Source organism: Aequorivita aurantiaca, from assembly GCF_030410135.1.
GTDB classification, from domain to species: domain Bacteria; phylum Bacteroidota; class Bacteroidia; order Flavobacteriales; family Flavobacteriaceae; genus Aequorivita; species Aequorivita aurantiaca.
Genome location: NZ_JAUGQQ010000006.1, coordinates 200,200 through 209,752 on the forward strand (window position 1 = coordinate 200,200; position 9,553 = coordinate 209,752).

The window sequence follows — 9,553 nt, forward strand, 5'->3', positions numbered from 1 at the left end:
CTGCACGCGAAAAATCTCCACGCAGAAAATTAAACGTACCTTCGCCGCTTATTAAAACCGTCTTCTTAGTTTTAATGGTTTTTAAAACCGAATTCTAAAAGCGCCGCGATAAAGTATCTCCAAGCGCAGCGGTCTAACAAAACATAAAGCGTAAAGTTTTGAGTTTCTAAAAATCGAGGAATCCAAAAGCAACGCGCTCGAACAATCTAAATAAAATATGACATTTAAATCCCTCGGGCTATCCGATGCCCTGCTGAAAGCTATCAGCAAAAAAGGATATGAAACGCCTTCGGCAATTCAACAAAAAGCAATTCCAGTAATTTTAGAAAGAAAGGATGTTCTTGCATCCGCCCAGACCGGTAGCGGAAAAACAGCGGGATTCGCCTTGCCCATTTTACAAATTTTGAACAGTCAGCCTGCATTGCGCCAACGCCCTGTTCGCGCTTTAATATTGACTCCAACCCGTGAACTGGCCGCTCAAGTGCAGGATGAGTTTAAGGAATACAGCGAATTTACGGACCTTCGTTCCACCGTTATTTTTGGTGGCGTTGGTGCAAATCCGCAAATTCGTGCGCTTCGGAATGGGGTGGACATATTGGTGGCAACGCCCGGGCGTTTGCTCGATCTGCACGACCAACGTGCGCTTTCCCTTTCTAAAGTTGAGGTGCTGGTTTTGGACGAAGCCGATAGAATGCTCGATATGGGTTTTCTGCGGGATATAAAAAAAATACTTGCATTGCTTCCTTCTAAAAGGCAGAATTTGCTTTTCTCGGCCACTTTTTCAAAGGAAATTAAAACCCTTGCGAACGAATTTCTGCACCATCCCGTTATGGTGGAAGCCACGCCACAGAACACCACTGTGGAAAAAATTGACCAAACAGTTTATCGCGTTGATAAGGCCCAAAAAACCGATTTAATCATAAAATTAATTGATGAGGGAAATTGGAAACAGGTTTTGGTTTTTACAAGAACCAAGCACGGCGCCAACCGCTTAAGTGAAAAGCTTGAAAAGGCAAAAATCACTTCTGCAGCCATTCACGGAAATAAAAGCCAAGGGGCGCGCACCAAGGCATTGGCTGGGTTTAAGGCCGGCAAAGTGCGCGTTTTGGTGGCTACAGATATTGCCGCCCGCGGACTCGATATTCCGTTGTTGCCACACGTTATTAATTTTGAATTGCCTAATATTTCTGAGGATTATGTGCACCGCATTGGCCGTACAGGAAGGGCAGGGGCCAGTGGCGAGGCACTTTCATTGGTGAGTCTTGATGAGGTTGGCTATTTAAAGGATATCGAAAAACTGATTGGCGAAAAATTGGAAGCCAAAACCCTTCCCGATTTTAAACCCACCGAAACGATGGCTGATGTTAAAGCCGCCGAAGAGGAAAAGAAGCAACAAAAGGCACAACGCCACAGCCGTGGACGCAATGCTGGCACAAAAGTGAATACGCATGCCAAAAGCAATACTAACAAATCCAGTAGGGGCAGGGGAAGAAGATAATTTGAAAATTTATAGTTTATCCAAATCCGGTACTGTAAGTTCCTCAATATTCCAATTAGCGCGTTTTGCTCCGGCTTGGTAGGCACTTTCGAGAAAATCCAAAACGGCTTTTCGTGGATTGCTCGAATTTTTTACTTTTTCATAAGGTAACAATGCCATCGGGCTGCCGTTGCTGTCTTGCCATTTTGCGCCTTCGGGCTGCAGGGTTTCTTCGTCAATTCCTTTTGGAGCGGGGTAGGTGTAGGAATAATACATAGGCTCCTGCACATTTTTGTCGCCCGCCCAAAACCCGAAACTGATCTGTTCGTGGCTATAAGTGTCTTTTTCCAAAACTCTGGCTGATGCAGCCATTGGAGGCAGTTTTTTTCCGGAGAAGCGTGTTACCACCAAATCCAAATGATGCCAATAAATATGCACGGGGCAGGATTTTCCATAAAATCTTCCGCTGAATTCTTGTAAAATACTGTTATTCCATTGCATAATTTTCCAGAATTTTTCAATGGCATTCCAATCATAATGATGGTATTCGGTAATGTTGCTGAATGGTTTTTCAATTTCAACATCAAACGGTTTCTCCACAAAATCAAAGCTTAATCCCGATCCTTTCAATTTCGAAGTGTATTCTTTATAAAAAGCAGCAATACTTGGCTTTTCTTTTAAAGAAATTTCAATTTCCTGCGCAGAACTTTGGGTTATTACAACAGCTTTTCTAGCAATATTGAATTCAATTTCAACACTTTCCAACCCATCATTAATAGGAATATCGCGGGTGCTGAATCCTTGTGGGGAAACGTATAAAGTAATGGACCACCAATGGTTTTTCCTTGCTGTTGATGCAAGACGGGTTTTTCCAATTATTTGAAGAATAATATGAACCGTAAATCGGGTATCGTTCCATTTTTCGAAAGGAAGGTCGGGCAGCTGGGAGGAATTCATTGGCTACGTATTGAATTTAAGGATTGAATTATTCCAAAGATATTCAAAAAAAATAATGGTTATGCATTGCTTCCGAAATGGGAAGGTATGCAAAAACCATTAAGCTATTAAAATTTATTGAAAATTATACTTTCGGCGGAATGGGCGCTGGAACTATATTTTCTATAGGTTTTATGCTTTTCAAATACGCGAAAATTGCCTTGAGATCTTTTGCGGGCAATTGCGCAATTGTTTGCCAAGGCATTGGTGGCAATAAATTTCTGCCGTTTTCCATTCCCTTGAATTTTCCATGGGTTATGGCGGTTAAAAATTGTTCCTCAGTCCAACTGCCGATTCCGGTTTCATCCGGAGTAAGATTTGAGGAAAATGAAGTACCCCAAGGACCTATACTTGCCGTAGAACCTTGATTGAAAAGAACATAATTTTTTGCTGTGGCCAAATCGTATGAAGGTAAGATTTCATTTGCCGGATGGCCCGAAAGCAAACGGTCAGGATCAAAAATAGGCCCTCTTTCTGTCATTTTTTTTGGCGAATGGCAGTCGTGGCAACCTACCGCATTCGTAAGCATTTCTCCGCGTTTTACTGGAGATTCAGCGGTCTCTTCCGTTTGTGGTTCATAAATTTGGGGAGTGGCTTCCTCCTTCTTTTCGAAGTTGCAGGCCGTGAGTAGCATACAGAGCACGGCCTGCGATAAAAGTTGTTTTTTCATAATTTGATTGGTTTTTTAGTCAACCAAATTTAGAAAATTATTTTTTACGTTTTAATTTTTTAATGCATCTTTTTATCTGAAAATTAGGTGTTTAAACCCAAATCGGCATCCTATTTCAAGAATTCTATATGTTGATATTTTTCAAAATGAAACACGCAAAGTAATTCTTAACTTTGTGGGCACTTCGAAATAATGAAAAATTCCATTACCCGATTTATTGATACCTTTTATTTCTTGTTCCGGCCTTTTATGCCCTTGCAAACCTATAGATATGCTGTTTGTGGCGGCAGCAATTTGGTGTTCGACCTTTGCCTTTATTTCATTTGCTACAATTATATTTTCGATAAGCTAAATGTGGATTTGTATTTTTTCGTATTGAGTCCGCACATTGCCTCGTTATTTTTTGTTTTCCCAATTACCTTCACAACAGGCTTTTTGCTGAACAGATTTATAACCTTTGAAGACTCAAATCTCCCATGGAAAGTACAGGCATTTAGATATTTTGTGGTGGGGATGGGCTCCTTACTGCTGAGTTATATTTGTATGAAAATCTTGGTGGATTTACTTAACTTTTTCCCAACACCTTCACGGTTTTTAACCGTAATTATCACAGTGGTCTATAGCTATTTGCTTCAGAAGAAATTTAGCTTTAGAATTGATTGATTTTAAAGCCGGGAAAATCCAACATTAAAAATTTCAAACCTACTTCGGAAAAAATATGTCTACGGCAATAAAGAATTAAATTTTCATTTTTCCATATTTGTATTCCACTCTATTGCTTGCACGAATGATAAAAGTGTTCTCGGAAACTGGAATTAAATAAGCGGGGTTCAGCTCAAATTCCTCTTCCTTCGTCACGCCAATTCCGGCAGCAAGCAATGCTTCCCTTGAAAGCGTTTCGCCAGTAGCTGAAATTACTTCCTTAATGGGAAAACGACGGTTAAAAACTACGTGAATCTTTGCCGTATTCAAATCGCGGGTTTCATTATACAATAAAACCATATTGCCGCCGTCCATATAAAATAGCGTAGAAAGAAAATCGCCATTGTCATTTTTTGTGTTGGGCTCTGAAGTGTCTATAATTCTGGACCATTCCATTTTTCCTGTATTTATATCGAGTTTGGTCACTACAAAACCATTGTTCAAATAACTGTAATCATAACTGAAATCGCCAGCGGTAAGATTGCTGGAGCTTGATTTCTTTTCAACATACATACGGTCATAAACGGCCCAAATCCCGTCGCCGCTGAAAAGAAAATCCTTCAAATTTAAGTTTGAAACAATCTTTTCAAAATCATTTCTTTGGGTATACGCAACATTGCCCTGCGCATCTACTTTTACGGCAAGAATTCCGTTGGCGCCCACGCCGGAGTTTCTACCGTTCATGTCAATTTTTAAGCCGAAGTTACTGGATTTCTCGTGGGTTATAACTGCTAAAAAGTAAAAATTGTCTTCGTGAAACTTTCCTTCAAACTGTGGAATTTGATAATCATCCTGTTGCTGTAGGGAAGTAGTAGCTATCGTATCTTCGGAGGTATTCCACGTGTATAGATTGAGGTAAGGTTTTACTTTTTTCTCATCAACTTTCTTTACCAAAATAACCAATCCATTGTTTGAAACATATAGCGAATGTTGTTTGTCGCGATTATCCTCAATTTCGAATTGATGCGTTTTTTGTTTTAAAATCTTCGCTTCGCCATCCAATAGAAAAAACTCCACTTTTTCATTTGATTTTTTGGCGAAGGGAAGCTCATTTAGAACAGCAAAATACTGCTTGTTGTCACTTTGCGAAACAAAAAATCTACCGTCATTGGTGTCCGTTTCCAAAACCGTTTGCAACTCGCCAAGCTTTCCGGAATTAATGTTTACTTTCCGAAAAAGCAGTTTGTTCTTTTTCGTTTTTCGATCGTAATCTGTGTAGAAAAATATAAACTGCGAGCCTTCTTTTTGAAACATGCTATTGAAGGTTAAACTCGCCACGCCCATCATTGGCTGCTCCACCGATAAATCGCGACTGCCGGTTTTTTCCAAATCATTCAATGAAAATTGGTCTACCGTTACCTTTTGGTTAAAAGTGCCCAAATCATATTTCGAGGAGATTCTGTAAAGCTTATCATCGGCAACTACGTGGGTAATGTTTTTCTCAGTTTCATCAGCCCTTCCGAAGGGAAAGCCCCAAGAAAATGTTTGCGCCGAAGCGTTCAGGGAAATAAAAAGTAGGGTGAAATAAGTAATTGTTTTCATCAGTAATTTATTTTGTGCAATTGGTATTGTATTCATCCACTATCGCCTCGAGATTCAAAAGTGAATATCCTTTTTCTTTGTTCTTTATTTTATTGGCCAATTCTTTATCATCTTTTACAAGTTCTGCCATTTTATCGGCATAGCCCATTATAAAGTTCTGCGTATTTACTGCCTTTTCATCATTTTTTAAAATCATGCTTGTGGACCACGCACCTTCAGACAGCGTTCTGTATGAGTATTGGTTTAGGCAACCCTCTTTTTCCAGCACCAGAAATTTGGTATTTTTAAAGGGAATATCCTGAAACTGAACCGTGTGGTAAACCTTGTCCGCCACTTTATAGCCAGCAATATCCTTCGGCTTAAACCGCTCCTTTTTGCCTTTTTGTTCCTTCTTAAAAGTTACTTTTTCATAACTTACGGATTCGTCGTCATATAGAATATAACCCATTTCCTTAGTGCCATCAATTTTGATAATATAACCCTCATAAAAATTACCAAGTTTGTAATTCTGCCCATAGGTGAAGGCTGCCGTTAATAATAAGATAATCAGTGTCAAATTTTTCATATTGTATTTTTTTGTTGGCGAAAATACAGAAATTTCACACAGCCAATTGAAATATTTTTTAGGAAGTATTATTATAACCTTCACAGGGTTTTTGTGGCAATTCCTGTAATTTTATGCGAAAAGATAAAAATGGAAAGAAGAGAATTGGGAAATTCAGGATTAAAAGTTTCTCCAATAACTTTTGGAGGCAACGTGTTTGGGTGGACGGTAGATAAAAAACAATCTTTTAAACTTTTGGACGCCTTTGTGGAGGCAGGCTTCAATTTTATTGATACGGCAGATACCTATTCGTGGTGGGTTGCCGGCAACAAAGGTGGCGAAAGTGAAGCAATAATTGGCCATTGGTTCACAGAGCGGAAAAACCGCGACCGCATAATCCTATCCACCAAAGTGGGTTCGCAAAACAATGAGCACCCCGTAAACGTAAGCAAGAAATTTATTTTGGAAAGTGTGGAAAAATCCCTGAAACGTTTAAAAACCGACTACATCGATTTATACCAAACCCATTTTGATGATGAAAAAACGCCCGTGGAAGAAACGCTTTCCGCCTATCAGCAGTTAATAGATGAAGGTAAGGTGCGTGTTATCGGTACCAGCAATATGTCCCCAGAGCGCATTCGTAAATCCTTGAAGGCAGCGGAGAAGGAAGGCTTGCCAAAGTATGAAACCCTGCAGCCATTATACAATTTGATGGAACGCGAAAAATATGAACATGAACTGCGCGGTATTGTGGAAGAAAACAATATGGGCGTGTTGAGTTATTATTCCTTGGCTTCCGGCTTTCTCACTGGAAAATACCGCAGTAAAAGCGACCTCGATAAAAGCGAACGCGGTGGCGGGGTTGAAAAATATTTAAACAAAAAAGGTTTTAAAGTTTTGGAAGCCTTAGATAAAGTTTCCGAAAAGCACGGCACAACCCAAGCGACAATTTCCTTGGCTTGGCTAATGGCGAGACCAACAATTACTGCGCCCATTGTAAGCGCCACTACTTTAAAACAGATGGAATCTATAATTAAAGCGCCGCAGTTGAGGCTAGATGAAGAGGATATGGAGTTGTTGAATAGGGCGAGTAATTAATCTTATTTTTTTTTAATTGGCAAGACGGGCCCATAATAGGAATATTCGGGGCAATAATAATATTTTTAGAGAAAAACTCTCGATTAATAATGCGCTGTGAAAGATTATATTAGCAAAAATCTTACTTTTTCTTTTTAAGCATTTGCCAGCATGTCTATTCTTCTGTATTTATTACAATAGTTTGCTTTTTTTCGGGCGGACTTGTTATTCGTATGTTGATTTTAGAATAAACCCACACATTATTGGCTCGGTTAGCAGTAATGTCCATCCGTGCTTTGCTCTTTGTTCCAATGATTCGTATAGTTGAATTTACACTCCGGTTATTATTGGTGTATTCAGTTTCCCCTTCTAAAATTGCCATTTTATCAATCGGCTGAATATTTCCTAGCAGTTCCTGAACTCTTTGGTCAGCTTCTGCTTTTTTAATTGCTTTTTCATAAAATTCAGTATCGGCATAGGCTTGCGCAAGATCAGTTGCGATACCACCCATTCCAGAAGTGAAGAACACAGTAATTGAAATCAATAACACTGCGCAAACAGGAACAAACCATTTCCAATTTCGTTGCCACTGGGTTTTTTGATTGATTAATTCATTGTTCATTTGTTTAACTAAAAATTGTTGTTTTACAACTCAGAGATTTGTTGTATGCCGTTTTTTTAAGTTCAATTATTTTTAGAGTCAGAACATAACTTTCTTTTCCTGCTTGAATTGGGTTGAAAATTAAATGGGCAATACGCTTAATTTTCTCGAATGGTTGCCGACAGTTATATATTGTTACAAACAGTTCTTCTACAGTTTGTAATTAATTCCTAAATTTAAAACTGATGATTTTATAGTATTATTTCTCTCAATTAGTCCAGCATAATATCTTGCGTTTATTCCAATTAGACTTGTAAAATTGTAACCAATGCCTAAAGATGCACCCAAGTCAAATTTATCACAATTCGGACAATCTTCGCTAATTCCGAAAGGGCTTCCATATTCCGTAAATGGGTCATCCGTAACTTTTTCTTTCCTGCTTACTATATATCCAAATTGTGGTCCAATCTCAATATAAAATTTTTCTGTTGGATATATTTGTAACATTATTGGAAGCGAAATAGTATATTCCGTAACTCTTGATTTTAATTCTCCAACTACGGGTTCTTGGTCGGGAGAAAATCTTAATTCAATTTCTTGTGATGTGTTGGTGCCCTGTAAAGCAAAAAGTAATTCCGGTTGTAATTTTAAAATGTCAGAGAAGCCAAAATTGACAAAACCACCAACAAAAAAGCCAAACTTACCATTAAAATCCACGACTTCCATTCCGTTAAACTCGATATTTGGAGTGTATTTTGAATAATTTATTCCCGCTTTTATACCATATTCTGTGGAAGTATTTTGTCCGAAGATATTTGTTGTTAATAATATTAATCCAATAATAAAAGTTATTTTTTTCATTGGTAGTTTTTATTTTTAATTGTTTGTAACGGCTGGTATATCCGCAGTTATGGATAAATATACAAGGTTTTTCGGTTAAGCACGGAAGTTAGCAATTACGCATGGATTAGGACGCAGTTGAATCCGCCGTAATTGCGGTTACGCATTGTTAGCCACAGTTTTTATATCGGACTGTAATTTACAAATTCCACTTTCAACTTTTCCGCTAATAATTGTGCTTCTAAGATTGCGTTATTCTTGTCTTTAAAATCTGTAATTAATAATTGGCTTCGCTGGGTTTTATTAAGCAGACTTATTCTGTGAATTTTTTTTCTTTCAGAGAATTGAACCCCAGTTCTACTATATCCATAACTTGTCCGATTTATAGACAGTAATGAGATGAAAGTATAATCTTCTATTGTTTGCCAGTTTCCTATTTTAACAAAGAAAATCCCAACATAATTCTTTATTTTTCGTTCATTGAAGTCAACGATTGTTCCTTTCCGAGTAAAAACTATTACAATTCCAATTAATAAAATTGTAAGTCCGAGTTTTATTCTTGAGTCGAAAGTCCCAAGCAGTATCAGTCCGAAAATAATTAATGTAATTCCGATTATGATAAACATTAAGGGAAAAACTCTCTCACGTTTATAGTCAGTCTTCATTATTTTAGTTTGGTCAAATTGTGGCTAACGGTTAGGCTATGAGTAGTTGCGTGGGTTAGCGATTAACTATGAAAGTACACACCAAACTGAAAATCCGCAAGGATTTTCAGAAGTAGGCGAGAACAAGCAATTACTTATAGCCATTGTTGGCATTAGTACTTTTTTCTAGTCAACAAAGGTTTCTTTTATTACTTCTTTGCATTTTCCAATTTCCGTTTCGGTTAGGTTTTCAAAAACTCGGATTATTCTAGTTTTGTCGATTGTCCGAATTTGGTCAATTGCAATCATTCCTTTTTTTCCCTTGTGTTTGACCGAAACTCTAGTTGGATATTTTTTTAAATTAGTTGTCATTGGAGCAAGAACTATTGTGTTCAGATACTTGTTCATTTCATTTGGCGAAATGATTACACAAGGTCTTGTCTTTTTTATTTCGCTTCCA

General features: G+C 38.0%; 11 protein-coding genes. 3 read left to right on the top strand and 8 right to left on the bottom strand.

Features of this window, described 5'->3' with window-relative positions:
- The first annotated feature begins 217 nt into the window (after positions 1 to 217).
- Complete coding sequence (locus QRD02_RS10835) at positions 218 to 1,498, top strand: DEAD/DEAH box helicase (RefSeq protein ID WP_290254962.1); 1,281 nt, start codon at positions 218 to 220, stop codon at positions 1,496 to 1,498.
- A gap of 9 nt (positions 1,499 to 1,507) precedes the next feature.
- On the opposite strand, the gene QRD02_RS10840 is transcribed toward QRD02_RS10835, so the two are convergent.
- Together QRD02_RS10840 and QRD02_RS10845 are read right to left on the bottom strand one after the other, a co-directional pair.
- Positions 1,508 to 2,434, bottom strand: a complete 927-nt coding sequence (locus QRD02_RS10840) for a DUF5996 family protein (protein WP_290254963.1) — start codon at positions 2,432 to 2,434, stop codon at positions 1,508 to 1,510.
- A 124-nt stretch (positions 2,435 to 2,558) separates the two neighbouring features.
- Positions 2,559 to 3,143 carry a diheme cytochrome c-553 gene (locus QRD02_RS10845; RefSeq protein WP_290254964.1) on the bottom strand — a complete coding sequence of 195 codons (585 nt, stop codon included), beginning with the start codon at positions 3,141 to 3,143 and terminating at the stop codon, positions 2,559 to 2,561.
- Between the two features lie 192 nt (positions 3,144 to 3,335).
- Here QRD02_RS10845 and QRD02_RS10850 point away from each other — a divergent pair, with 192 nt between their 5' ends.
- Positions 3,336 to 3,806 (top strand): GtrA family protein, encoded by a 471-nt coding sequence (locus tag QRD02_RS10850; RefSeq protein WP_290254965.1) that lies wholly within the window; start codon positions 3,336 to 3,338, stop codon positions 3,804 to 3,806.
- Between the two features lie 75 nt (positions 3,807 to 3,881).
- Here the strand turns inward: QRD02_RS10850 and QRD02_RS10855 are convergent, their stop codons facing one another.
- Together QRD02_RS10855 and QRD02_RS10860 are read right to left on the bottom strand one after the other, a co-directional pair.
- Positions 3,882 to 5,387 carry a hypothetical protein gene (locus tag QRD02_RS10855; RefSeq protein WP_290254966.1) on the bottom strand — a complete coding sequence of 502 codons (1,506 nt, stop codon included), beginning with the start codon at positions 5,385 to 5,387 and terminating at the stop codon, positions 3,882 to 3,884.
- 7 nt (positions 5,388 to 5,394) lie between these two features.
- Positions 5,395 to 5,952: a hypothetical protein gene (locus QRD02_RS10860; protein WP_290254967.1), complete on the bottom strand. Its 558-nt coding sequence runs from the start codon at positions 5,950 to 5,952 to the stop codon at positions 5,395 to 5,397.
- 129 nt (positions 5,953 to 6,081) lie between these two features.
- Between QRD02_RS10860 and QRD02_RS10865 the strand changes: the two genes are divergently transcribed.
- Positions 6,082 to 7,029: an aldo/keto reductase gene (locus tag QRD02_RS10865; RefSeq protein ID WP_290254968.1), complete on the top strand. Its 948-nt coding sequence runs from the start codon at positions 6,082 to 6,084 to the stop codon at positions 7,027 to 7,029.
- A 154-nt stretch (positions 7,030 to 7,183) separates the two neighbouring features.
- Here QRD02_RS10865 and QRD02_RS10870 read toward each other — a convergent pair whose 3' ends face one another.
- The 4 genes from QRD02_RS10870 to QRD02_RS10885 form a co-directional block, all read right to left on the bottom strand.
- Positions 7,184 to 7,630: a cytochrome c oxidase assembly factor Coa1 family protein gene (locus tag QRD02_RS10870; RefSeq protein ID WP_290254969.1), complete on the bottom strand. Its 447-nt coding sequence runs from the start codon at positions 7,628 to 7,630 to the stop codon at positions 7,184 to 7,186.
- Positions 7,631 to 7,819: 189 nt separating this feature from the next.
- Complete coding sequence (locus QRD02_RS10875) at positions 7,820 to 8,470, bottom strand: porin family protein (protein WP_290254970.1); 651 nt, start codon at positions 8,468 to 8,470, stop codon at positions 7,820 to 7,822.
- 161 nt (positions 8,471 to 8,631) lie between these two features.
- Positions 8,632 to 9,114, bottom strand: a complete 483-nt coding sequence (locus tag QRD02_RS10880; RefSeq protein ID WP_290254971.1) for a hypothetical protein — start codon at positions 9,112 to 9,114, stop codon at positions 8,632 to 8,634.
- A gap of 165 nt (positions 9,115 to 9,279) precedes the next feature.
- Positions 9,280 to 9,553, bottom strand: a 274-nt coding sequence (locus QRD02_RS10885; RefSeq protein ID WP_290254972.1) for a type II toxin-antitoxin system PemK/MazF family toxin, incomplete at its 5' end; no start/stop codon positions are given.